A 26,228-nucleotide genomic window follows, 5' to 3' on the forward strand; every position below is an offset into this window, starting at 1 on the left:
CTAGAGAAATAATACAAGATATTATGTAAGCGTTATCAATTGCAAAATAATGAAACACTTTAGGGAAATCTAAACTAAAAGGAGAAGGAATATGGCGAAAAAAGGTAGGCAAGGTTATCGGTTGTTATTGTTGTCTTTTTTAATGCTTTTTACAACTGTTTTTTCAGCAGGATCGCAAGCTTATGCAGCAACCTGGAATCTGACTGGAGATACCAATGTACACGACCCTTCATATATCAAAGAGGGAAACACACATTGGGTATTCAGCACGGGATCAGGTCTCCAAGTGATGTTTTCAAACGATGGAACGAACTATATTCGCTCCCTTCCGATTTATAACTCGAAACCCTCCTGGTGGAGCTCTTACGTTCCCAATCAAGAAGGGCTAGATGTATGGGCTCCAGAAATTTTCTACTATAACGGTACCTATTACCTCTATTATTCTATCTCCACATTCGGCTCAAGAGTGTCTGCTATTGGTTTAGTAACTACTAAATCGATCTCCGGGGGAAAATGGACGGACCAAGGTGTCGTTATCTCATCAAATGACGCCTCCAATTATAACGCCATTGATCCTAACATTACGGCAGATGCTAACGGAAACCTATGGATGACCTTCGGTTCCTGGAGCAACGGGATTTACATTACCTCCATCAACAAAACAACCATGAAGCCAACGGGCAACTCGTATCGCATTGCCACTAAATCCGGGGGGATTGAAGGTTCCAGCATGGTTTACAATCCAAATACTGGATATTATTATCTATTCGTATCCATTGGCCAATGCTGCTCAGGCGTAAACAGCACCTATAAAATTGCAGTGGGACGCTCAACCAGCGTACTGGGGCCTTTCTATGCAAAGGACGGTACCGATATGAAAAATGGCGGGGCTACGGTCATCGATAGCGGCAACAGTTTTTGGGCGGGTCCTGGTGGACAAGATATATACGGAACCAACGTTATCGTCCGCCATGCTTACAGTGTCGCTGAGAATGGCGCACCCAAATTGTTAATCAGTGATCTCGAATGGGATTCTGCTGGCTGGCCTTACTATAATTAACGTCTAATCGAGGAGTTGCCCCTAAGCCCTATTCTGTGATTTATGGGGCAGCTTCTTTTTACTGCTAAACCTTCTACTCTCTCTTTCGATAAATACCTGGCGAGACACCATAACGCTCCCGAAACACCCTGTGAAAATAGGTATAACTTCCAAACCCCGTCTCCTCTGCTATACGCTCTAAGGTGTAATTGGTATTGTCCATTAATCTCAGTGCCATCGCAAGCCGGATTTGCCCCGCATATTGCATAATAGAATAACCGAATTGGATTTTGAATACATGCACGGCCCTTGTCACACTAATTCCAGCATGAGCGGCTACGTCCTTTAGTCTGATCTCTGAAGTAGCATGCTCCTCCACATAACTCTTCATCTTAAGTCCGTGTAGAAGTGAAGCCGAAGATGATGCAGGTGCCTCTTCCATAGCCCGATCTAACAGCAAACATAAAGCTTTAAATAGCGCTTCTAGTATTTCAGGGCTACCCCCGTCTAGTCTTCTATTCTCCAGATCAAGCTGTTGCCATATACTTTGCAGCTTACCATCATCCGCAATTCTTACCTTTTTGGGTCGCTCACGCAGGTTCCACCAGTGGTCCACCCATTCCCCTGTACACATTACAAAATAGTCCACACTATGTCCCAGAGGACTTTTCTTTTCACCGATTCTCAGATCATATATATCATAGGGCTTAAATAATAGTAGATCCCCAGGTACTACGGTAGTCATTTCTCCATCAATGAGGACTTCACATTCCCCTTCGGCTTGCAGCCTGATGATATAGGTATCCAACCCACTGCGATATAGTTGCCGAAAAGGCTGAGTATGGCGGATAAATCCACACAAACTAATTTGAACGCTGTTTGTTTCCATCGCATTTGCTCCTCTTTCTATAGTAATCAATGACCAGATTGTTGAGGTTCTTAGCCATATAGTTTCTTCAAAGTGCAGTGAATCTCCTTCTATAATAAAGACAGAATTCATATGTAGGAGGTTATCAACCATTATGAGTAAAACTATTCGCGTCATTCAAACCGCTAAAGAAACCACGGATCGTTTAACAGAAAAGGACCCTCTGATTTTCCTTCCCGATACGTCAGGAGTCGAATCAGAGCTAATCAATATCTATGATGATCTGGAGTATCAAGAAATTGAAGGCTTTGGTGGAGCCCTTACGGAGTCCTCTGCCGTTACTATCGCTAAACTTAGTGAAGCTAAACAAAAAGAAATCATTGACGCTTATTTTCATCCTGAGCACGGCATCGGATACACCCTTTGCCGCTCACACATCCAAAGCTGCGACTTCTCACTGGGCAACTATGCTTATGTAGAGGAAGGCGATGCGGAGCTACGTTCATTCGATATTTCCAGAGATCACGAATCAATTATCCCCCTCATAAAAAATGCTGCCGCAGCAGTAGGTGAAGATTTTCGTCTGTTCTCTTCCCCATGGAGTCCTCCAGCGTTCATGAAGACAAACGGGCAAATGAACGGAGGCGGAGCTCTTAAGCCTGAATATCGTGAGGCTTGGGCTAACATGTTCGTTAAATATATTGAGGCGTACGCTGCAGAAGGGATTGATATCTGGGCTGTCAGTGTTCAGAATGAAGCCAAAGCTGTACAAAGATGGGATTCCTGCCTGTATACCGCTGAAGAAGAAAAGGATTTTGTGCGTGACTACTTGGGACCTGCTCTGGAACAAGCGGGCTTGGGCCATGTAAAAGTTATGATCTGGGATCATAACAAAGAACGGGTATATGACCGTGCTAAGGTTGCTTTTGAAGATCAAGCAGCGTCCAAATACATATGGGGAATCTGCTTCCATTGGTATTCCGGTGATCACTTCGAAGCCCTCTCTGCTGTACATGATCGTTTCCCAGATAAAAAGCTGTTCTTCAGCGAAGGCTGCCAAGAAGGTGGCGTTCATCTCGGCTCATGGAACACCGGTGAACGTTACGGACATGATATCATTGGCAATCTGAACAACTGGATGTCGAGCTGGACAGACTGGAACATTGTCTTGGATGAGCAAGGTGGACCTAATCATGTAGGAAATTACTGTGACGCTCCAATTATCGGAGATACCAAAAACGATGAAATTACTTTTGAGAGCTCTTTCTATTACATCGGGCACTTCAGTAAATATATTCGTCCGGGTGCTAAACGCATTGGTTTCTCCAAATATACAGATAAGCTTGAAACAACAGCTTTCCGCAACCCTGATGGCACTATTGCTGTTATCGTTATGAATCGCACAGAGCAAGAGCTTCCATTCACCCTGCGCTTCCATGACGAACTGGCTGAGAACATGATTCCGGCTCATGCCATTCAAACCCTGCTAATTAAGTAGCAGCGGTTCATTCCTAATAAAAAAAAGGTTCTCTTTATGCCAGCGCACAGAGAGAACCTCCTTTTTTATTAAATTCAATGAAATAGTGCTTAAAGTCTTGCCGACAGTATTTCGCATAACGCTCCATACAGTGTATGTTCAAGATCCAACGAGGCAAGAGAAGCCAGGGCTGCCATCGGCGTTACTGCTGCTTTGACTACATGGTAAATTTGTTCTTTCAATTGGAAAAGAATTTGCGCACGGTTCAGAAGGCTGAACACCTCATCATCTACCGAATTCACCGCAATCCGGGCATCTGTGAACGTTACCTCCAATGAATGCTCTACCGCTTGATCCGAAATCATGATCGTAAGCGTATGTGTAGCCTCATCATAGTCCATGTTTGCTTCGATTTCTGTGCCGCCAGCGAATACCTGTACCTTCGTATCAGCAAAACCAACAAAGGACAGCTTCCACGATCTCCGCTCAGGCACAACCTTTGTATTTCCCTTAGCAGAGAGGATCTTGAAGCTCGCTCTATCCCCCATTTCCAGGATCATTTCTGTATCACACCATTGATCGTCCTGATCCTCCGCAGTATCGCCCTCATCCTCCCAGAGATGAAAATGACCCCTTCCTCCCGCAAATACACGGACCTCCATATGCCTCGGATTATCCACTGAAGAGGTAAATTGCGTCAGATCTGCCATGGGCACAATAGCACCCGCTTTAGCTAATACAGGGATATTCTCAAGATTGCGATAAAGAGAAAGCTTTCTGCCACCGTCGTACACTCTTCCGTTAAAAAAATCTATCCAAATCCCTTCAGGTAACCAAGCCTTAAATTCGGCAACGCCTACCTTTGGGTTGACCGGCTGTGTAATCGGACAGGCAATAAGTTCCGTTCCGAAATAATATTCATTGGGCACTTCATAGGCTTCATTCGACAACGCATGATGATAATACATCGGTCGGATTAACGGAAGACTATCGCGGCTGGCGTAGCGATTCATAGTGTACAGATAGGGAAGTAAACTATGCCGCAAGCGCAGGCAATCCTTCATCACATCTTCCGCAATCTTATTGAATCGCCATGGCTCCTTGCTGTTAAAGGCACTAGCAGAACTATGTAACCGCAGAATAGGTGAAAACACACCGAATTGCACCCAGCGCATTGCCAACTCATCGTCTAAATAACCATTCATATGGCCCCCGATATCATGGCTCCACCAACCATATCCCACGTTGGCGGCGTTGGCTGTGAAGTATGGCTGGAAATCCAGCGACTCCCAAGTGACAATGGTATCTCCAGAGAAGCCCACAGGATAACGATGGCTGCCAAGACCTGCATAACGGGAAAAAGTAATCTGCCGGTTGCCGCGCCGGCCGCTATCCAGATAGTGATAATGGTTCAGCATCCAAAGCGGATCTAGTCCCGGTACTTTAGTCACTCCACCCTGCTGCCAATCAATCCACCAGAAGTCCACACCTTCATCCTCTAGCGGATGATGCAGAAACTTAAAGTATGCCCGCAAAAAATTCGGATCCGTGATATCAAATTCCACAGCATCCCCTTTTTCCGGGTCCATCCCCATCTCTGCAGCAATGGCCAGATAAGGATCTTCAAACGCCCGTACACCGTCTGCTGGATGTACGTTGAGCGTTACTCGAAGGCCTTTTTCATGCAGCCATGCCAAAAATCTTTGAGGCTCCGGAAACAGTTCCCGGTTCCAGGTATAACCCGTCCAGCCACTGCCGTACTGCGGATCAATATCGACGAGATGCCAATCCATATCTATAACAGCGACGGAGAACGGAATTCGCTCGAGCTCAAACCGCTCCATTAACGCTTTGTATTCTTCTTCTGAATATCGGTAATAACGGCTCCACCAGTTGCCAAGGGCATAACGTGGCAATAGGGGCGTACGACCGCAAAGGTGATAGAAATCCTTCAAGCAGTGCAAATAATCATGACCGTATCCAAAAAAATAAACATCGAGGCCAGCCAACGCCCGTAGCTCGACCCGTCCATCCTCTTCCAGTACTAGGGAGGTGCTATCATCAATTAACGTATACCCCGCACGTGAAAGTAGTCCGTGCTCCAGCGAAATGGCACCATCTGCATTATCCAGGGTACGTGCAGTCCCTCCCAAATCTTGGACTGTATCTCCATAATTCCAGACACTCATTAGGTGACCCGCTTCGTTTCTCACCCGAACATTGAGACCATGCCGGGAGAAAGGCTGCTTGTCATAAGTTAAATGCAGGCGCTCCGTAATCAACTCAAGTTTATTCCCCAGATCCATTACGCGGAACTCTGGAACCGGGAAATTGCGATTCACAACGGTCTGCGACGCCCGATCTTCGAAAAAACCTTCCTCACTATATTCCATCCGGATAAGCTCCGGAGTTAAGACAGTGAACCGATAGCACTCCCCCTGAATAATCGCGTCAGCATTACTGCCTGGTTCAGAATGCAGCTTTAATTGGGCCGCCAAAGGGGTTGGCTCTTTCATTATATTTCCCATCAAGTAAAAACCTCATTTCTTGTTATTCAACGCCCATATAACGGCTGAAAGCATCTGTCCGAATTTTCACCATCTTTTCGAGGCCCATCCCCCGTAGCTGCTTCACATAGTCATCCCACTGCTCGTCAATAACACCTGAGATTATAAATTGAGCACGCATTGTATTGACGTAACTATCAATATCGGTGGTCAAGGTCGGCAGCTCCTGAAACTCTTCTGCAGTGTACATTACGTTGGGGAAAGGTGGTGTTGTGTAGTCACTTCCCAGCTTATCGAGTTGTAGCTTCAGTCCATCTCCGGTTTTAGGATTTAGAAAGATGGTCTTTTCAAAAGCTGGGCTTACATATTTCGGCCCAAAATCCCGGAGTGACTGTTCCCAATACCAAGCATCCGCACTGGTGCCGGTTGGAGGGTCCATCAATGTATACGTACCGTTGTCATTTTTCTTAATCACCGTTCCAATGGCACCCCAGAAATTCTGAATGCTGGCTTCATTGGTATAGAACTGATCCGCCCAGCGTGCTGCAATTTCTGGATACTTGCAGGATGTGGTGATCAACAGCTCGTTGCGTTCCAGATTCATCCCATACGGGTTCCCAACGGTGTAGCGCTTCCCGTCTGGTCCAGCAATTGGCGGAATGGTCACATATTGATCACTCCATTTGCCAAACATAGCGTCTGGCGTCCACTGATAAGAGAAGCCTACGATTGGGGCATCCGGATTTAGAAACTTTGCCGATCTCATCGTTTCGTCTTGAGTGAATACTTCTTTATCAAGTAATCCGTCTTTAAACAATTTGCTCTCCCATTTGAGCCCTTCTTTGTATTCCTCTGAAATCGGGTAATAAACCGCATTTCCGTCCTTGACCACCATGAAGTTATTATTCAAATCTGCAATTCCGAAGGGACTGATTAGATCATTACTTAATTCGATAAAAGGAATCTCATCCTGTTTTCCGTTTCCATTCGGATCTTGTTCTTTGAATGCTTTTAGCACGTTATAAAGATCGTCTATCGTATCCGGTACCTTCAAACCCAATTTGTCCAGCCAGGTTTTATTAATCACAGGCTGACGTGAGCTTTTAGGACGTGAGGGTAATCTTGCAGGCAGCGAGTAGATTTTCCCGTCAGGAAAGGTGCTGATTTTTTTCATTTCCGGTGTTTCTTCCATAGCTGCTTTGAGATTAGGCATGTTTTGCTCAATATAATCATCTAACGGCCGAAATAAGCTTAAATTATTGACGATATCCGCATCTCCAAAGGTCTGACTCCCTAAAATGATATCTGGTAGTGTGCCGCTGGCCAGCATAATAGACTTCCGTTCACTCCAATCATTGGAGGACATCACCTGCCACTCGATTTTGACATTCGTGTTCTTCTCCAAATCCTTGAGCCATTGATTCTCGGTAAAAGAATCTCCCATGCTTACCCACCGGACAGTGAGTACTTTCAGCGTCACAGGCTTATCCACTATCGGCAATCCTTCTTTGTTAAATTCGCCCGTCTCAGGTTCAACAGAATTAACCCTATTGCTCCCTTTACAGGCAGTAAGGCTAGCAAGCAACGTTGTCACTAAAAGAATGACGGTGATTGTTCTATATATCCTGTTTTTTTGTTGCTTTTTCATAACGTTCTTGCTCCTTACGAATGAATGTTAGTAGAATAGCCGAATGTACTATTCCTTCACTGCGCCGATCATTACCCCTTGGTTAAAGTATTTTTGTACAAAGGGGTACACACACATGATCGGAACCGTTGCCACGATAATAACAGAATACCGCATCATATTGGCGAGTCGTAGTGCGATTTGCGCAGCTTCCCCGGTTCCCATCCCCGATTGCATCTGATTGGTGATCAGAATATTTCGCAGAATCAGCTGCAAAGGATACATATTAGGATTTTTCAAATAGATCAAGGCATTAAAATATGAATTCCAGTAACCAACGGCGATCCATAGACCCAGCACGGCAATAATCGCCTTCGATAGTGGCAAAACGATCTGTACAAAATATCGAAGATTTCCACAACCATCGATCTGTGCAGCTTCCCATAAATCTCCCGGAATACTCGACTGAAAAAAGGTGCGGGCAACGATAATGTTAAACACCCCAACGGAGAAAGGCAGTACCATCACCAGAAATGTGTCGTACAGATGGAAATCACGGATCGTTAGAAAAGTCGGAATTAACCCCCCATTAAAAAACATCGTAAAGATGAAAAACAGGGAAAGATATTTTCGCCCCACAAGATCCTTTCTGGACAACGCATAGGCCGCAGAAATATTTACAATTAAACCGATTGCGGTCCCTACCACCGTATACATGATGGTATTCCAGTAACCGATCCAAATATTTTCATGACGCAGCAGCTCTTTGTAACCATCGAAGGTGAACCCTTTAGGAAATAACCAAACCTGCCCCCCCGCCACCGCGGAAGGATCACTGAACGAAGCAATGACGATAAAATACAGCGGATAGATTAAGATAACTAGAAAAATTGCTGATATAACATACATCACTATTTCCATTATAGTATCCGAAGAACGATTCTTCTTTATTTTCCCCACATTCCCTTTAGTAACTGTCTCTAAACCTCCCATTTCAATTCTCCTCCCTTCTACCACAAGCTATTTTCGCTTAGTTTTTTAGAAATCTGATTGACCATGATCAATAAAATAAAATTAATAACGGTGTTAAACAGGTTGATCGCCGAGGAAAAGCTGTATTGACTGCTGAGCAAGCCAATTTTGTAGACATAAGTAGAAAGAATTTCGCTTGAAGTGATGTTCAAGTCATTTTGCATTAAGTACACTTTTTCAAACCCAACCCCAAGCAATCCACCGACCCGCAAAATAAGCAAGGTTATCGCTGTTGGCATCAGCATCGGAATATCGATATAACGAATTTTATGCATCCGGCTTGCTCCGTCTACGGTTGCCGCCTCGTACAAGCTAGGATCAACTGCGGAGAGCGCAGCGATAAAGATAATGCTGTCCCAGCCGACATGCTGCCACACATCCGACCAAACATATACACTGCTGAATAATCCAGCGGAGCCAATCAGATCAGGAGCCTCTTTTCCAAAAAGACTATATATATTGCCCAGCAGTCCGGTGCTAGGTGAGAACAAAATCATCATTAAACCCACCATTACTACTGTGGAGATAAAGTGCGGCATATAGGACACCGTCTGGAAAAAACGTCTGAACCGGTTAGGTCTCATCTGGTTAACCATCAGCGCCAGTATAATTGGAATCGGAAAGGTAATCAGACTGTACACACTGATGATCAATGTGTTTTTAATCGTTGATGAAAATTGATAGGAATGAAAAAATTTCTCGAAGTACTTGAATCCAGCCCAAGGGCTGCCTCCAATTCCCAACGCCGGGCTATAATCCTTGAAAGCAATCAGCACCCCGTACATTGGCTTGTACGCGAATAATAACGTCAGAACTACAGCAGGAAAAAGCAATAGATAGAGACCCCAATTTTGTTTGATTTGTCCGAATTTCCGCCCGAAATGAAGTGGACTAGATTTCATGACATCCCCTCCTTATTTAAAATAGAGAATACTACCCCACAGCTATCCTGCAGGGCAGCACCTTTTTCGAAAGACGAATAGGTTATTTCACGTTCATATAACGGCTGTAAGCATCCGTGCGAATCTTAACTAACTTTTCAAGTCCCATTTTATTAAGCTTGCTCACATAAGCATCCCAGCCCTCGTCAATTCCGCCTTTGCTAATAAATTGCGCCCGCATAGTATTCACATAGCTGTCGATATCCGTAGTCAAGGTTGGCAGCTCCTCGAACTCCTCAGAAGTGTACATTACGTTAGGGAAAGGTGTGGTTACATATTCACTGCCCAGCTTATCCAGCTGCAGCTTCAGTCCATCTCCACTTTCAGGGTTCAGGACAATTTTCGATTCAAAGGATGGGCTCACATATTTCGGTCCAAAATCACGTAGCGATTGATCCCAATACCAAGCATCTGCGCTGGTTCCAGCTGGTGGATCCATCAATGTATAAGTGCTATCATCGTTTTTCTTAATAACCGTTCCAATCGCACCCCAGAAATTCTGAATGCTCGCTTCGTCAGTATAGAACTGATCTGCCCAACGTGCGGCAACCTCAGGATATTTGCAGGACGTGGTGATCAGCAGCTCATTACGGTTAAGATTCATCCCAATCGGATTCCCGATCGTATAACGTTTACCATCTGGTCCGGCAATCGGTGGAATCGTCACATATTGATCGCTCCATTTCCCAAACACGGCGTCTGGAGTCCATTGGTACGTAAAGCCTACGATTGGAGCATCCGGATTCTGGAACTTAGCCGATCTCATCGTATCGTCCTGAGTGAATACCTCTTTATCTAGCAAGCCTTCCGCATACAATTTATTTTCCCATTTGAGACCTTCTTTGAACTCCTCCGAAATAGGGAAATATATCGCTTTTCCGTCCTTGATGATCATATTATTGTTATTTAAATCGGCAATTCCGAAAGGACTAATCAAGTCATTACCAATTTCAATAAAAGGAATCTCATCTTGTTTTCCATTCCCATTCGGATCTTGTTCTTTAAAAGCTTTGAGCACGTTATAAAGCTCATCAATCGTTTCAGGCACCTTCAAGCCCAATTTGTCCAGCCAGGTCTTGTTAATCACAGGCTGACGTGAGCTTTTTGGACGTGCAGGAAGTCTTGTTGGCAGGGAGTAGATTTTCCCGTCAGGAAATGTGCTGATTTTTTTCATTTCTGGGGTTTCTTCCATAGCTGCTTTGAGATTAGGCATATTTTGCTCGATATAATCATCAAGCGGCCGGAAAAAGCTCAGATTATTTACGATATCGGCATCCCCAAAGGTTTGATCTCCCAAAACGATATCCGGAAGCGTGCCACTTGCCAGCATAATCGACTTCTGCTCACCCCAGTCATTGGAGGACATTACTTGCCAATCGATTTTGACATTCGTATTTTTCTCCAGATCCTTCAGCCATTGGTTTTGCGTAAAGGTGTCCCCCATACTCCCCCAACGGACAGTCAGCACTTTAAGTGTCACAGGCTCATTCACAATCGGCAGACCTTCTTTGTTATAGCTGCTCGTTTCATTTGTCGCTGCATTATTCCCGTTGTTACCGCCGCAGCCAGCAATTCCAAATACCATCGCAGCCGCCAGCAGACCCACAGTCCATTTCTTTGCAGTTTTTTTCTTACTGTGTTGACTCATCTCTTAATCCCCCATTTCAATTTATCAAAATGCATCTGAATAGCTTTATAATAACTTCTTATTTTTTCGTATTCCGGACACATTAAGACGGTTATCCAGACCTTTGAATTCGCTTACAAAAAATACAAAAGCTAAATGCTCTACTTGGGGAGATTTAATAACAGTATCCCGACTTCTGTATGTGCTATCCGGACTTTGAGGGAAATCACTAGCGAGTTCTTATGTTTTTTTCACGCAGAGGTTTTATAATGACTTTATGATCAAAAAAACAGCGAAACATAAAACCTACCCCATTCGCCATTATATAAAAGTCATGATGTTGGTTTCATTCACAGTCCTTATTCTGGATTTAGGAATCAGCATCGCTTCCATTTCCATCGTTAAGCAGCAGTCCACTCGGAATTTGCAGGATACTGCGGCGCTTTACATCAATCGTATTAATCATGATTTTGCCTACATTAATCACTATATGGGCTGGACGCTTGGGAACGATGAGAGCTTACTAACGATGAATACTTACGGGGTCAACAGTATCGAGTTCTTAAAGGCAAATGATAATCTGTTCAAACGCTTTACCGAGCTGCAAAAAAACTACGGGCATGAGTATAACTTCTTCTACTATTTGAAAAATGAGACCTATTTTTTGAATTGTGCACCGATCAGCGTAAGCTATACGGATTACAGGGAGCTGAAAAAGAAGATTATTTCTTATATTGATGATAAGGAGATGTATGAGAAGTTTTATTCCAAATGGACGCCTATTCTTGTGAACAACCATTATTATGTAATTAATATCGTGCCCTATTACAATCGTTATTTAATTGGACTGATCTCCGCAGATAATCTGATCCGGCCGCTACGCCAAATTAATCTTGGCGCCAATGGTTATGTTTCTCTAGTAGATGAGAATGAACAGCCTTTAACCAGTCCGATCTCCAATAGCGGAACGTTAATAACGGAAAATGGGGGATTCGCTAATCTTTTGCAATCGCGTACAACCATCAACAGCGCATTCTCAGACACCACCTTCAGCACCAAAATGGTCATTAAATATGGCATATTCGAAAAAATCATGATGGCCCAGCTGCTTATTATGTTATTGTTCTTCATTGTGACCTCCACGTTATGCATTGTTCTGCTCTTTTTCAAAAAAAGAGTGTTAGGTCCGATTCAAAGCTTCTCCGATAACCTTGCTTTCATTAATGAGTCTGGGCAACCCGCAGATTTCAAAAGCAGTGAGATTATAGAGCTGGAACAAGCAAACACTCAGTTTAAAGGCTTGGTTGAACAAATCAAAACCTTTAAAATCGCTATGTACGAGCAGGAACTGGAGAAACAGAGAATACAGCTGGACTATATGAAGCTACAGATTAAACCACACTTTTTCTTAAACTGTCTGACTAGCATCTATAGCATGGCGCAAATTCATATGTATAAAGAAATTGAAAATATGACGTTGTCTACCTCTAAGTATTTCCGTTACATTTTTCAGAATGGCGAGAATTTTGTCCGGTTAGAGGATGAAATCGAGCATGTCCGAACCTACTTGGAGATTCAAAAGCAACGTTATCAGGACGCATTTATTTATTACATCGAACAAGAGGATCAGGCAGGCAGTGTGGAAATTCCACCGTTAGTGCTGCAAACCTTTATCGAAAATTCAATTAAATATGCGATTTCACGCGAACATGAAGCCGAGATCAGACTTACAGTACAACGATTACAGATGGAGCAGGAAGAAGAAATGCTCGTTATCCAGCTCACCGATACCGGTCCCGGTTTTCCACCTCAGGTGTTAGAGAAACTTAATCTTGGAGAGCCCTTAGATCAAAGTAAAGGTACGCAAATCGGCATTATGAATACGCTTAAAAGACTAGAGTACCTATATTTAAAAAGAGCAACCGTCACCTTCTCCAATTTGGAGGGCGGCGGCGCTAGTGTAATCTTATATCTTCCGAAACTTCCTGATAAATCTAAATGAATGGAGAGCAAACTATGAATGTACTGCTTGTTGATGATGACTTTTATGTTATTGCCGCATTGCAAAAGAAAATAGATTGGGAATCACTCCACATTGATACCGTTTATACGGCTAATAATGTCGCTCAAGCACGTGAAATAATAGAAAAGCATTCTGTTCAAATTCTGATTTCAGATATTGAAATGCCGCAGGGCAGCGGACTGGAATTACTGGCATGGATTCGCGAGGGAAATTATAGTATTCAGACTATTCTTCTTACCAATTATGCAGATTTCAACTATGCGCAGAAAGCAATCGAATTGCAGAGCTTTGAATATTTCCTCAAACCCATTGAATTTGACAAGCTGATGTTGATCATCCAAAAGGCGGTCACCCAAGCAAAAGAGCAGCAAAAAAACGAAAAAGCCATTCAGGGCGGTTACTTTTGGCAAAAAAATCAGGCGAAGATTCTTGAGCATTTTTGGCGGAAGCTAGTCAGTGGCAGTACATCATTTCCGATTAAGTTGGCAGACATCACACATGCCATTGAAGAACAAAACCTCTCCTATCAAATGAGCGATACTCTACAGCCTTTGATATTTAACTTATTCCCTTACAATGGCAGCATGGGAAAAGAAGAAAAGGATCTGTTTGATTTTGCCCTGCTAAATGTATTGTACGAATTGTTTCAGCACCCTTGTTTTACCATCGAAAGCATTCTGGAATATAGAGATTATAACTGGATCGCCATTTTAAAATGGAACCAGGCACCAGACACGCAACGGCTTGAAGCATTATGTTCTTCTTTTATTCAAAAGGCGAATCCTTATTTAAAATGTGATGTCTGCTGCAATATTGGCTTATACGATAAACTGAGTAATGTAGGGAATGTTCTAAAACAATCCCTGACTATGGATGAAGAAATTACGAGATGCAGAAATCAGACCTTTTTGGTGGAGGCTTATCTGCAGCAAAATAAACCGGGCTATACACCACCGGATCTTGCCTATTTGGAAGAGCTGCTGAACCAGAATAAATTCACTGCTTTTCTTGAAGAAGTTACACAATATTTAAAGGTCATGCTTAACAATAGAACACTTGAGACCTCTGTCCTTAGCTTGTTCCGTTTAGATGTAGTTCAGCTAGTCTATTCATTTCTCAATCTGAAAGGGATACGATCGCACAAATTATACTCTGGCAAAACTAATGATAAATTATCTATGCACTCTTTGGATTCAATCGAGGATATGGAAGAATATCTTAAATACCTTGTCACTACAGCCATGAAATATCGTGACTTTGCTGCCCAGCCTAAGTCCGTCGCAGAAGAAATCAAACAATACATTCATTCACATTACGGCGATGATCTGACCCGAAATGATTTGGCTGAAATTGTTTATCTCAATCCTGATTACCTGGCGAGGATATTCAAACGAGAAACTGGGGTTTCATTAGGCAGTTACGTCATCCACGTCCGAATCGCTGCTGCGAAACATCTATTAGAAACCACAAATATGTCTGTATATACCGTCGCGAACAAAGTCGGCTATAGCAACTACTCCTATTTCTCCAAGCTTTTCAAACAAGAGGTAGGTCTCCCTCCAAACGATTATAAAAAGGAACAACAATACAATCCAGCTTACTAAAAGAGGGTAACCCAGCATCTAGTTCATGGATGCTGGGTTACCCTCTTTGGGATATCTTCTGAATATTAATTACTGTCTACCTTTACTCCTACGCTGCGGGCGTCATTTACGCCGAACATTACTCTTATATCCAGTAAGCACCCGCCCCACCCTCGCTCCTCTGATGCTTCCGGACCCAGATGACGCTATTTGCCCATTTATCGCCTTTTGAGCACAGTTTCGGACTCCAGTGCAGCTATTCCTGAGATATTGCTCCAAATCGAGTGTGTTTCAGGTCAATAGCGACTATGCAGTCCGTTAGAATTCCAAATGTGCCATATAGCAGCGTTTAAGGTCAGCTGGGTCCGATAGCTACTTCGTACGCGGAAATCTGGAGCCAATTAGCGAAGCTTGCCGGGGATCAAGGGGACAGCACAACTCCGCCAGTAACTATCCGCTTCACTCTCTCCCCTCTGATGCTTTCGGACCCAGATGACGCTATTTGCCCATTTATCGCCTTTTGAGCACAGTTTCGGACTCCAGTGCAGCTATTCATGAGATATTGCTCCAAATCGAGTGTGTTTCAGGTCAATAGCGACTATGCGGTCCGTTAGAATTCCAAATGTGCCATAAAGCAACGTTTAAGGTCAGCTGGGTCCGATAGCTACTTCCTACGCGGAAATCTGGAGCTAATTAGCGTAGCTTGCCGGGGATCAAGGGGACAGCGCAACTCCGCCAGTAACTATCCGCTTCACTCTTGCACACAGTAATCATCCACCGCACCTTTACTCCTACGCTACCGGGAATCTTACACCTCTTACCTTACTCTTACACCCGGTAATCGTCCGCCACGCCTTTTCTCCTACACTACCGGAGTCATTTACGCCGAGCTTACTCTTACAACCAGTAACCACCCGCCCCACTCTCGCCTCAGGTGCTTCCGGACTCAGATGACGCTATTTGCCCATTTATCGCCTTTTGAGCACAGTTTCGGACTCCAGTGCAGCTATTCCTGAGATATTGCTCCAAATCGAGTGTGTTTATGGTCAATAGCGACTATGCGGTCCGTTAGAATTCCAAATGTGGCATAAAGCAACGTTTAAGGTCAGCTGGGTCCGATAGCTGCTTCCTACGCGGAAATCTGGAGCAAATCCGCGAAGCTTGCCGGGGATCACGGGAAAAGACCAAGACCCCACCAGTAACTATGCGCTTCACTCTTACACCCGGTAATCATCCGCCACGCCTTTTCTCCTACACTACCGGAGTCATTTACGCCGAGCTTACTCTTACAACCAGTAACCACCCGCCCCACTCTCGCCTCAGGTGCTTCCGGACCCAGATGACGCTATTTGCTCATTTATCGCCTTTTGAGCACAGTTTCGGACTCCAGTGCAACTATTCCTGAGATATTGCTCCAAATCGAGTGTGTTTCATGCCAATAGCGACTATGCGGTCCGTTAGAATTCCAAATGTGCCATATAGCAGCGTTTAAGGTCGGCTGAGTCCGATAGCTACTTCGTACGCGGAAATCTGGAGCCAATCAGCGAAGATTGCCGGAGATCAAGGGGACAGCGCAACTCCGCCAGTAACCACCCGCCCCACTCTCGCCTCAGGTGCTTCCGGACTCAGATGACGCTATTTGCCCATTTATCGCCTTTTGAGCACAGTTTCGGACTCCAGTGCAGCTATTCCTGAGATATTGCTCCAAATCGAGTGTGTTTCAGGTCAATAGCGACTATGGAGTCCGTTAGAATTCCAAATGTGGCATAAAGCAACGTTTAAGGTCAGCTGGGTCCGATAGCTGCTTCCTACGCGGAAATCTGGAGCAAATCCGCGAATCTTGCCGGGGATCACGGGAAGGTTCCCCACTGCCAGTAATCTTGCAAGCTCCAAAAACGCATTAATGCCCCAGCAGTCATAATCAGAACGGCTGGGGCATCTCTTTTACTAAATTAAACCTGGAGCGCTACATATTTATCGCCAAGCAGATTTTTGAAATAGGTGCGATTGTATAACATACTAGGATGGGATGGATAAAAACTCAACGCCATTTCATTGTGATGATTCGCCTTCTCGTGTTGGCCGAGACGATCATAACAAAGTGCCAATTGAAGATGCGGCAGCCAGGTATAAAAGATCCCATTCTTCATCCCCATCGAATCGTTATCCCGCGGTAGCTGAATCGCTAGCTCATACCAGTATGCGGCTGGATGCAACTGGCCTTTTTCCAGCAGAAGTGCCCCCAGTCGGCAACAGAACTCTGACCGTGGTTTATCATACTGCAAGGTTTTACATAACGCTTCAAATGCACCGTCTTTATCCCCCAACCGTTCCCGGCATTCGGCAAGCTTTAGGCAAGCCTGGAAATTATCTTCAATCCAGCCCTGCCCACCCGCTAAGAAAATCTCATAGTATTTGCAAGCCTCTTCATTTATAGCATGATCCCTTAATTCATTCGCATAATAATACTGGTCTCTCGGCGAAAATACTTCACCCTGTGCAACTCGTTTTTGATAAATCCGCAAATTACGATCTGTGTATTCCTTATCTTTCTCATGTGTGATGCAGACATCACTACTAAAAGAAGGACCACTTACCTCTAAATACTCATGAACAGGCCCAATCCATTGAAAGTTGCAGCTGCGCCGAACCAGCCTGTTGCGGCGTAAACTAGCTGTGACATTTCCCGCTTCGTCAAAAGCCAGATTATATTGCATGTTCACACTGTGAATATGTCCGGGCAGGATTTCTTTTAGTTTTTTAAAAAGAATCTGATCCTCTTCCTTTATATAATCATCCGCATCAAGCCACAAAATGTACTCCTGAGTAGCTTTGCTAAAGGCAAAATTACGTGCGGCACTAAAATTATCAATCCATTCAAAATCATAAATTACAGCTCCGAAGGACAACGCAATCTCTTTTGTTTTATCCGTCGAGCCTGTATCCACGATAACAATTTCATCTACGAGACTTGCAATGGTAGACAAACATCGGTGCAAGCTTTTTTCTTCATTTCGCACTATCATACATAAACTAATCGTAACCATACTCGCCCTCCTACACGCTTTGTTTGAAATTCTTTCTATATTGATATGCAGGGTTTAAGAAACGGACTCCCACTCTATCCCGCCCGATCATGAAGAACTTCAGAAATATAAAGGTTATTTAAGAAACTTTCCACTCCATTCTTAGGTCTATATAAGTAAGATCAAAGGAGGTACAACATATATGAAATCCAAACGAAGAGGAGTTAGAAACGGCTGGATCTTAACTTCAATATTGTGCGTCGTAATTGTACTAGTGCTGCTGATTGGATATAAAGGGCTCGACTGGGGTACACCTACCACACCACCCACATCCACCAACGCACAAACTAATAATGAAGCAGATAACAAACCCAGCTCCACTCAAGAAATGCTCGAATTTCCTAGCAGTGATCCCGATAATGGGCAGGTCATCATTCCACTGCACACTACGCTCGCGCAGCTAAATATTGATAGTGGTGACGAATATGTAAATACAGAAATCCCCCCCATACCTGAAATGACCTTTGCTTTATCTCAAGACATGAAAAACCAAGTAGAAGCAACCCTGGTCTACCGTCCTGATATCGGTGGAGGTTATCTTCTACTCGCTCCTGCCGGATGGCAGGCTACCGCGGTTGTCGGCGCTAACGGTTCTTATGGAGTTACCTTTCAGGATCCGAACCATCCGGAACAAAACATGAACTATTCAGATACGGCTTGGACTTGTATAGGCTGTGCCATTACTGCAATCGGAGCTTATTTCCCGGAAAAAGCCGAATGGGCTGACGCGCTGGGATTTACCATTAATAATCCGCTTAAGTTTAGCGAGCAGCATATTTTAGGTACTGCAGGAGCTGAAGCAAGAACGGTCAGATATACGCTTCAAGCAGACGCGAATGGCTATCAGGATGAGGGTGCTGCCTATTACGATAAGGGAGAATGGGGTTATTTATTCCGCAGTATCGGAATACATCAAGCTCAGACATCCCCACAGCAGGAAGTAGTGGAGACCCTCATGAAATTCTTTACAGATAATCATGGACCGCTCTTCATTGCTGACCCAAACGCAGAGAAGCTGGACTAAGGGTGGGAATTTTTAGAGGAAGGTATTTTCAACCTTGCTCTTGCTTTTAGAAAGACGTAGGTGCTATTTTTTGTTATAATCAATGCAATGCGTTGTTTATGAATTCAGACATATATAAAGGGGACGTAACCATGACTCAAATTATTAAAACTCTAACTATTGCAGGCAGCGACTCCAGTGGTGGCGCAGGCATCCAAGCGGATCTAAAAACATTTGAAGAGTATGGTACCTACGGCTTTAGTGCCTTGACCACTATCGTTACTATGGACCCGGACAACGGCTGGCACCATAATGTTTATCCAATTGATGCCTCCATTGTTGCTGAGCAGTTAAAAACTATTTTCGCTGGTGGCCCGGTTAATGCCATGAAGACAGGTATGCTTGGAAGTGTTGAAATTGTGCGCGTTGCAGAGCAAGCGATCAAAGAAAATCTTCAGACTAATGTAGTTATTGATCCAGTTATGGTGTGCAAGGGTGAAGATGAAGTCTTGAACCCTGACAGCGCTGAGGCTATTCGTGACTTATTGCTACCACTAGCAACTGTGGTCACCCCAAACTTGTTTGAAGCAGGTGTTCTTTCAGGTCTTGGCAAACTTACTACCCTTGAGGAAATGAAAGAAGCTGCCCGTCTGATTCATAAGCTCGGTGCACGTAATGTCGTGGTTAAAGGCGGCAAAGCACTCGGCGGCGATCAAGCGATTGATATCTTCTTCGACGGTTCTGAGTACACTGTATTCCAAACAGCCAAAATCGAACCCGCTCACAATCATGGAGCTGGATGTACTTTTGCCGCAGCAATTACAGGCGGTCTAGCTAATGGCTTAACGGTTCATGAAGCTGTTGCAAAAGCTAAAGATTTTGTCTCCGCAGCCATTCGTAATGGATTTGCGTTTAATGAATATGTGGGTCCTGTATTTCACGGTGGTTACCGTTTAGAACGTTAGAACTCGCAATCCAATTACACAAAAAATAAATGGCAGTCCAGACGCTGAACTTCAGCTCTGGACTGCCATTTTTATTTACTATTATTGAAAATCCGTAAATTCAAAACTTTGCTTACCGAACATTGATTTTTTATACGATTATTTTCATAAAAAAAGCACCCGAATCAAGATTCGAGTGCTTCTGAGCTACGTCCTCTAATTATTTTATCAAAATGGATAAAGCACTTTTTGACGCCAAACGGAAAGATAATTCATCCGCTCCCGGCAAGTTCAAAGCCACATTCTCAGCCTTTTCACTATCGTTGAACAGAACAACTGCAATAGAGTTATCTGTATTCTTAAAAGCTACGGAACGAATCACTTCTTGATTGGTGGAGGCGTCAATACGCACAGCCTTCGGACGAATAAATTTACTGAAATGGGCCAGCGCATAATAGTCGAGCGTATACGTAAGCTCCTTGGTCTCTTGGTTGACTGTCACAACACCACGACAAGTACTTTTGCCAAAACCCGGTACGGTTGGGCCGTTCTTTTCATCTAAGGCCATATTCCATAACACAAAGGATTTACTATGATTTCTAAGAATATCAATCCCTGTTCTCATTACATTGGAGAAGGCTTGTTCAAACGGAGGAATCCATTCTCCACCAGAACCTTCTGTAAAATGCACTTCTTTATCGGCAAAAGCTTTCAGAACCTCTGATTGCGCTGACGCATTGCCACCATACCAGTGCCAAGCTACACCATCCACTTCATCTTTTGCATAATCGAGCACGGTTAACGGATAATCTGGACGATCCCAGTTGTGGTCGTAGCAGAGAATTTTTGTAGCGATGTTATGCTTAACAAAGCTCGGCTTCAGGTAGTTTTTAATGAAATCTTTTTGCGCCTCAGGCAACATTAACATACTAGGGTAGTGTTTGGGTTCAAATAAAGGCTCGTTCTGTGGTGTTACAGCATAAGTTGGCAATCCGTGCCCTTCAAAAGCTTGAATATATCGAACAAAATAATCGGCATAAGCCTGATAATATTCTTGTTTAAGTTCTCCAGCAATCATCGATCCGCTAGTCTTCATCCAACCTGGTGCACTCCATGGAGAAGCCATCAGTTTGATCTCAGGGTTAATTGCCAGAGCTTGTTGCAACAAAGGGATAATGTCTGCTTCATCATGTGCGATAGAGAAGTGGGTTAATTCCGTATCCGTTTCCTGTGCAGGTCTATCGTCATAGCTATAAATATCTCTAGCATAATCCGATGCCCCCATTGGATTTCTTAATACGGACAAACCAATTCCATCTTGTGCGTCAAAAAGCTTGCTCATGACTTCCTTTTTCTGTTCGTTGTCCAGGACTTGATTAATCAAATAAGCGGATGAATCCGTAAAGGATGCTCCAAAGCCATCCATTTCCTGAAAGGTTTGATTCTCGTCAATAGTTACAGTAGTGGTCGCCTCTGCGTCAGCAATTGGAGTTAATTGTTGCAGACTTTGCTCTACAAACAATGTATTCTCCCCGGTGGATTGATAAATTTTAAGCTCTGGCATGTTGTTTCCCTCCATCTTTCTATGAAGAGGCCCCAGTGAAGGGGCCACATTCTATTATCTAACTTATTTAAGGCCTAATTTTTCTTTGTTGTTTTTCATTTTTTCAGAACGAACTTCTACAATCTTATCCCAGTTGTTATCATTCAAAAATGTTTTGTAAGCAGCCAAGGTGCTGTCGAATGTAGCATCGTCTTTAGCACGGATCATACTTACAAGCGTAGTGTTCCAAGTAGTATCAATTGCAGTAAGACTGCGAGCTTCAGGCGTTCCTTGAGCCGGGTTAATGTTTTCAAGAATAAAGTGTGGTTTTAGCTTTCCTTTGCCCCACTCTTGCATTTGTTTAATGGAATCTGCGAACGCGTCATTACTCAGCGCTTTATCACGGTCATGTCCAAAGAACATAAATTCGCCCATCCGGTAATCTTTTTTGAATTTATCGGCATTATTTAATTGCAGGTCTTTGATTTCAGGCAAGAATTCAATTTTACCGCTGTCGTTAACTTTATAGGTCTCTCCTTCAATACCGTAGTTCATGAGCTTTTGTCCTTCGTCGCTGAGTAAATAAGTGTAAATTTGAATCGCTTTTGCAGGATCCTTAGCCTTTTTAGTAACATAGCTAATCATCCAACCTGTAATTCCGGATTGATTCAACGTTGGTTCATGTCCAACAGTACTTTGTGGGCCATCAATAGCGATATATTCCTTGCCTGGATTTTCTGTCATGAAGATTTGCAGGTTACCACTTTGTTGAGGGGTTCCATCCAAAAGTATTGTTGCATATTTACCGGATTTCACTTTTTCTTCAAAGGCAGTACCGTCATCAGCAAAACTGTCATCACTGATATCACCATTTCTGTAGACTTCATTTAACGTTTTCAACCAAGTCAAGTAATCCTCATCCAGGTTACGGTTGTAGAATTCGCCATTTTCAGTTTCCATCGGCACTCCGATGAAGTCCTCCAATACATCTCCCAAAGAACCAGTGCCTGAACCAATGGAGTTAAAACCAAAAGGAATCATGTCCGGGAATTGTTTTTTGATTTGTTGCATAACGCTCTTGAATTCCTCAGGAGTTCCAAAGCTTGGTTTTCCAATGGCTTCGTAAACATCCTTGCGGATGACAAAGGCTGTTTTAGCAGGGATGTTACCGCTATCATAATCGTTTTGCGTATTGGAATAGTTAGGGTATCCATAGGTCTTGCCATCTGCTAACTGGAACCAGTTCATCGTATCTTTTTCTGCAACTTTATTGAAATACGGATCATATTTATCTGCCAGATCATTTAAAGGCAATGCCCATGTAGCAGCTTTTTGTACGACTGGAGAGTTGGAATCAAAAATAGTCAACAGATCTGGCATTTCACCGCCGGCAAAAATCGTATTCAGCTTAGTGTCATCGCCTGTAATGAATTTAATGTTGATGTTTAAATCCTCTTTAATTTTCTTGGTGACAAGGTCTTTTCCGAAATCAGTATTCCACCAGTCTGCATTCACGTACCAAGTCAGATCTGTTGTCTCTTTTTTTGTATCCAGCTTCCATGCCGGTGTTTCCGGATCTATAGTATAACGGCCTTCAATGGAGCTTAACTCTTTACTGGAGCTGTCAGAATTACCTTTCGATCCACAACCTGTAAATACTAATACAACAGCCATAAGTGCCGTACAAAGTTTGAGTCCTTTTTTCCCAAATGCTTTGTTCATCTTTTATTTCCCCCTAAAATGTTTTGTAAGCATTCACTACTTGGAGATTTACTTACTATTCCTTCACCGCCCCCATCATCATGCCTGAGATAAAGTACCTCTGTAATATTGGATACATCACAACAATCGGCAAAGTTGTAATGACAATTGTTGCTAGTTGAACCCCTTTAGTCGTAGTTTCGATAATCGCAGATCCACCAACATTTTGCATGGATTGTGTTTGCGACTGAACAATGATTTCATAGAGCTTCATCTGCAGCGGGTAGAGCGATTGATCGGTAATATATAACTTGGTAGTCATAAAGTCGTTCCACTGCCCAACCCCGTTAAATAACGCAATGGTGGCCATAGCCGGCATGGAAAGAGGGATAAAGATTTTTAGGAAAATGCGCCAGTCACCTGCACCATCAATTTTGGCTGACTCTTCAAGTGAATCCGGTACATTTCTGAAGAAGTTCATTAGAATAACTACATCATAATAACTGAACAAGGCCGGGATAATATAAACCCAGAAGCTGTTTAAGAGGCCTAATGATTTAATCAATAAATACGTAGGGATCATTCCACCAGAGAAAAACATAGTGATTACACCCATGGCAACATACAGCTTACGTCCACGTATGTATTTCTTACTCAAGCCATAACCGATCATGGCACAAAAGAATACGTGGGTAATGACACCAATGAATGTTTTGGCAAGCGATACTACGAATGCTAAACCAATGGTCTCATCTTGAAATACAGCACGATAATTTTCCAAAGAGAACTCTGGAGACCAAAATATGAATCCGCCTTCCGCAAGCGCCTTGCCCGAACTTAAAGAGGATATGACTACATTCCATAAAGGAACGACAATAATGATTGTACAAATACAGAGCAGGATAATATTTAAGGTATTAAAGATTCGACTATCGAGATCTTCTTTAGCCACCGTACGATTCACAGAAATGCCTCCTTCTACAGAACTGATTGATTATCATTTAATTTACTGGATACTTTGTTGGCGCTAATCAGTAGGATGACTGAAACGATGGAGACACCTAAACCAACAGCAGTAGCATAAGAGAAGTCACCTTGCGTCATACCCATACGATACACATAAGAATTAATGACCTCCGCCTTAACGCGGTTCTGAGAATTCATCAATACCAGGGTTTGGTCCAGATTTGATCCTAATAAACCGCTTACAGTGAGAATCAGATTTAAACTGATAATCGGTTTCATGTTAGGAAGCGTGATATTCCAAATTTGTCTCATACGGCTTGCGCCATCTATTTTGGCAGCCTCATAATAAGTAGGATCAATTTTCGACATAATGGCTAAGTAGAGAATCGTTCCCCAACCAGCCTCTTTCCAAATATCGGATAACGTTGCAATCCACCAGTATTTATTCGCATCAAGCAAAATATTTACCGGTTTCGAAATCAGTCCCAAACTGAGCATAATCTCATTAAACATACCGGATGAGGAAAACCAGGCAATCAGCATCCCGCCGAGAACGATCCAGGACAAAAAGTGTGGTAAATAAGAGATGGTTTGCACTATCTTTTTAAAACGTCCACCACTTAATTCGTAAATCATAACGGATAAAATAATAGGAATAACAAACCCTATGGCTAATTTCAGAAAGCTGATCCCTAATGTATTGACTACAGCGTCCCAAAAATATTTATCAGATAAAATAATTCTGAAATTATCGAGCCCTACCCAAGGTGCAGAATCGAGCGTATCAATTACGGTGTAGCTTTTAAAAGCAATCGTCAATCCGTAAATCGGAATAAAACAAAAGATAATCATAAAAATAATTCCCGGGATGACCATGGATTGAATTTCCCATTGTCTCTTATAATCAATTACAAATTCTTTGACCCTCTGCCCCATAGGCTTTTTCCCGCTCATTGGATTCTTTCCGTTTGTTGGCACTACGGCTAATTTATCCACTTTTTCTTCTCCCCTCCAAATCATGATCCCCAAACAATAAAAACGTTTTTATTTTTTCGAAAAAAAAACCCTCCCAAAACAACAAAATTTTAAAAAATGATCGGGTGAAACCTTGAACCCATTACATATATGTGTTCTTACCGACCAATCTTTACTTGACTAGAACCTCTTACAACTAATTCACCCGCCAATTTCATCATCTCGCCCTGTTCCTTCTTCTGAATCATACGAACGAGGTGATTAATGGCCAAAATACCTTGTCTAGCAATTTGATTTCTTACAGTAGTTAAAGGCGGTGAGAAATATTGCGCAATATCAATATCATCAAACCCCATAACACTAACATCTAGCGGAACTTCGTATCCATGCGATTTCAAAGCTTGAATACATCCAATTGCACTCAAGTCGTTCCCTGCTAAGAAGGCATCAGGTATTTTATCAGGACTATAGTGAAGAAAAGATTTTATAGCGTTGTAAGTGCTTTCTTCTTCAAAATATCCTTGTATAATATACTCTTCATGCGTGGGTAGCTGATACTGACGCAAAGCAGCTAAGTATCCTTCTCTCCGCTGAACACTGTCGTACATCTCATCCACACCAGATATGTAAGCAATCTTTTTATGCCCTAGACTGATTAAATATTTGGTCGCTTCAAACCCCGCTTCAAAGGAATCAAATATCACGCTTCCCATCGTGTCGTTCTTAAGCGGCCGATCCAGAAATACAGCCTTGATCTTGTCTTTCACCATTGCAGCAATTTCTTCTTCGTCTATTCTCAGCTCTTCGTAGATAATGACACCATCCACTCGCCGGCCTAGAATATTGCTCATAATCACTTGTTTATCCTTGGTAACAAATACATTCAGCCCGTAACCTAGCCGATCACATTCACGCGACATGGACTCAACCAGCTTATAGAAGTATGGACCCGACACACTTGTTGTGAAAAAACCCAGCATTTTGGTTTTCCCATTCCTAAGGAGCTTACCGTTCAGGTTAGGAACATAATTTAATCGCTTCGCAACCTTAAGAACATGTGATTTCGTCTCCGGGTTCAATACATCTACGTCATTTAGCGCGTTGGAAACCGTAGAAATGGAGACTCCAGCCTCTCTGGCAACATCTTTGATCGTTACCTTTTCCATAATGATTCAATCTTCCTTTACGAATAAAAACGTTTTTATAGATTTAAATTAACATAAAAACGTTTTCATTACAATATATTTTTTATTTTTATTTTATCAGAGGTAATAATTGGTACACAA

18 protein-coding genes are annotated in these 26,228 nt (G+C 43.0%); 6 read left to right on the forward strand and 12 right to left on the reverse strand.

Annotated elements, in window-relative coordinates; all coding sequences use genetic code 11:
- Positions 1–91 precede the first annotated feature (91 nt).
- Positions 92–1,060, forward strand: a complete 969-nt coding sequence (locus tag MHH63_RS16790) for a glycoside hydrolase family 43 protein (protein ID WP_076130361.1) — start codon at positions 92–94, stop codon at positions 1,058–1,060.
- A 73-nt stretch (positions 1,061–1,133) separates the two neighbouring features.
- Here the strand turns inward: MHH63_RS16790 and MHH63_RS16795 are convergent, their stop codons facing one another.
- Complete coding sequence (locus tag MHH63_RS16795) at positions 1,134–1,928, reverse strand: AraC family transcriptional regulator (protein WP_076130362.1); 795 nt, start codon at positions 1,926–1,928, stop codon at positions 1,134–1,136.
- A gap of 133 nt (positions 1,929–2,061) precedes the next feature.
- On the opposite strand from MHH63_RS16795, the gene MHH63_RS16800 reads away from it, so the two are divergent.
- Positions 2,062–3,405, forward strand: a complete 1,344-nt coding sequence (locus MHH63_RS16800) for a glycoside hydrolase family 30 protein (protein ID WP_076130363.1) — start codon at positions 2,062–2,064, stop codon at positions 3,403–3,405.
- 89 nt (positions 3,406–3,494) lie between these two features.
- Here MHH63_RS16800 and MHH63_RS16805 read toward each other — a convergent pair whose 3' ends face one another.
- The 5 genes from MHH63_RS16805 to MHH63_RS16825 form a co-directional block, all read right to left on the reverse strand.
- On the reverse strand, positions 3,495–5,900 hold the full coding sequence (locus MHH63_RS16805) for a TIM-barrel domain-containing protein (RefSeq protein ID WP_081383456.1): 2,406 nt from the start codon (positions 5,898–5,900) through the stop codon (positions 3,495–3,497).
- Positions 5,901–5,934: 34 nt separating this feature from the next.
- The gene (locus MHH63_RS16810) at positions 5,935–7,539 is read right to left on the reverse strand and encodes an extracellular solute-binding protein (protein WP_076303044.1); all 1,605 of its coding nucleotides are present in this window, start codon (positions 7,537–7,539) and stop codon (positions 5,935–5,937) included.
- A gap of 48 nt (positions 7,540–7,587) precedes the next feature.
- A complete protein-coding gene (locus tag MHH63_RS16815; RefSeq protein ID WP_076130365.1) occupies positions 7,588–8,511 on the reverse strand; it encodes a carbohydrate ABC transporter permease in 924 nt (307 codons plus the stop codon).
- A gap of 17 nt (positions 8,512–8,528) precedes the next feature.
- Positions 8,529–9,452, reverse strand: a complete 924-nt coding sequence (locus MHH63_RS16820) for an ABC transporter permease (protein ID WP_076130366.1) — start codon at positions 9,450–9,452, stop codon at positions 8,529–8,531.
- Between the two features lie 82 nt (positions 9,453–9,534).
- Entirely contained in the window at positions 9,535–11,139 is a 1,605-nt protein-coding gene (locus tag MHH63_RS16825; protein WP_076130367.1) for an extracellular solute-binding protein, read from the reverse strand.
- Positions 11,140–11,395: 256 nt separating this feature from the next.
- On the opposite strand from MHH63_RS16825, the gene MHH63_RS16830 reads away from it, so the two are divergent.
- Both MHH63_RS16830 and MHH63_RS16835 read left to right on the forward strand, forming a co-directional pair.
- Complete coding sequence (locus MHH63_RS16830) at positions 11,396–13,120, forward strand: cache domain-containing sensor histidine kinase (protein WP_076303045.1); 1,725 nt, start codon at positions 11,396–11,398, stop codon at positions 13,118–13,120.
- Positions 13,121–13,134: 14 nt separating this feature from the next.
- Positions 13,135–14,745 (forward strand): response regulator transcription factor, encoded by a 1,611-nt coding sequence (locus tag MHH63_RS16835; protein ID WP_076193819.1) that lies wholly within the window; start codon positions 13,135–13,137, stop codon positions 14,743–14,745.
- 1,931 nt (positions 14,746–16,676) lie between these two features.
- On the opposite strand, the gene MHH63_RS16840 is transcribed toward MHH63_RS16835, so the two are convergent.
- Positions 16,677–17,771 carry a glycosyltransferase family 2 protein gene (locus MHH63_RS16840; protein ID WP_076303046.1) on the reverse strand — a complete coding sequence of 365 codons (1,095 nt, stop codon included), beginning with the start codon at positions 17,769–17,771 and terminating at the stop codon, positions 16,677–16,679.
- 181 nt (positions 17,772–17,952) lie between these two features.
- On the opposite strand from MHH63_RS16840, the gene MHH63_RS16845 reads away from it, so the two are divergent.
- Positions 17,953–18,834 (forward strand): DUF4850 domain-containing protein, encoded by an 882-nt coding sequence (locus MHH63_RS16845; protein WP_076303047.1) that lies wholly within the window; start codon positions 17,953–17,955, stop codon positions 18,832–18,834.
- A gap of 131 nt (positions 18,835–18,965) precedes the next feature.
- Complete coding sequence (gene thiD / locus MHH63_RS16850; RefSeq protein ID WP_038570000.1) at positions 18,966–19,778, forward strand: bifunctional hydroxymethylpyrimidine kinase/phosphomethylpyrimidine kinase; 813 nt, start codon at positions 18,966–18,968, stop codon at positions 19,776–19,778.
- A gap of 199 nt (positions 19,779–19,977) precedes the next feature.
- Here the strand turns inward: thiD and MHH63_RS16855 are convergent, their stop codons facing one another.
- From MHH63_RS16855 to MHH63_RS16875, 5 genes are all read right to left on the reverse strand, one after another.
- Positions 19,978–21,321: a glycoside hydrolase family 30 protein gene (locus tag MHH63_RS16855; RefSeq protein ID WP_076303048.1), complete on the reverse strand. Its 1,344-nt coding sequence runs from the start codon at positions 21,319–21,321 to the stop codon at positions 19,978–19,980.
- Between the two features lie 63 nt (positions 21,322–21,384).
- Entirely contained in the window at positions 21,385–23,022 is a 1,638-nt protein-coding gene (locus MHH63_RS16860) for a sugar ABC transporter substrate-binding protein (RefSeq protein WP_038569996.1), read from the reverse strand.
- A 55-nt stretch (positions 23,023–23,077) separates the two neighbouring features.
- Entirely contained in the window at positions 23,078–23,965 is an 888-nt protein-coding gene (locus MHH63_RS16865; protein ID WP_036689738.1) for a carbohydrate ABC transporter permease, read from the reverse strand.
- A 14-nt stretch (positions 23,966–23,979) separates the two neighbouring features.
- Positions 23,980–24,921, reverse strand: coding sequence for an ABC transporter permease (locus tag MHH63_RS16870; RefSeq protein WP_036689816.1), 942 nt, complete (start codon positions 24,919–24,921; stop codon positions 23,980–23,982).
- Positions 24,922–25,100: 179 nt separating this feature from the next.
- Positions 25,101–26,108: a LacI family DNA-binding transcriptional regulator gene (locus MHH63_RS16875; protein ID WP_036689737.1), complete on the reverse strand. Its 1,008-nt coding sequence runs from the start codon at positions 26,106–26,108 to the stop codon at positions 25,101–25,103.
- Positions 26,109–26,228: the final 120 nt, after the last annotated feature.

This window comes from Paenibacillus sp. FSL H3-0310, from assembly GCF_038002785.1.
Lineage (GTDB): Bacteria > Bacillota > Bacilli > Paenibacillales > Paenibacillaceae > Paenibacillus_AQ > Paenibacillus_AQ odorifer.